Annotated in this window: 1 protein-coding gene; it reads right to left on the reverse strand. The window is 48.8% G+C overall.

All coding sequences use genetic code 11. The features are described 5' to 3' along the window. A partial coding sequence (locus tag LZP73_RS19330) for a hypothetical protein (RefSeq protein WP_442800766.1) occupies positions 1-379 on the reverse strand: 379 nt, incomplete at its 3' end. Positions 380-418 lie beyond the last annotated feature (39 nt).

The raw sequence follows: 418 nt of genomic DNA on the forward strand, positions 1-418 counted from the left end.
TTTCAGTACGGGATGCCATTTCAGCATATTCATGGCTGCGGGTCATATTCGTCGTGTACTGGTCGTAACTCTGCTTCGCTGAATTCAGGGCTGCAGACAACTGATCCACACGGGAATCAGCATTATTGTCCGTATGGCTGCCGGACTCACTGACCTTGCGACTGGTAAAATAATCGCTGGCCTCTTTAAAGTCTTGTGTAGCTCTGGCATCGATATCATGACGAGCATTATGGCTCGACTGAGTATTACTACTTGCCGTATGCGCATCATTATCTTCCCAATCAATACCAGCCCGACCACCACCTCTAACGCCTAATCCTCCACCAACACCAAGAATTTTAGGTTTAACCCCCCATTCAGCATGAGCATCTCCATACATCCCGGCAGAAGCTCTCGTACTTCTGGATGCCAGTTCCTG

Origin of the sequence: Shewanella sp. AS16 (genome assembly GCF_021412365.1) — a bacterium.
Classification (GTDB): domain Bacteria; phylum Pseudomonadota; class Gammaproteobacteria; order Enterobacterales; family Shewanellaceae; genus Shewanella; species Shewanella salipaludis.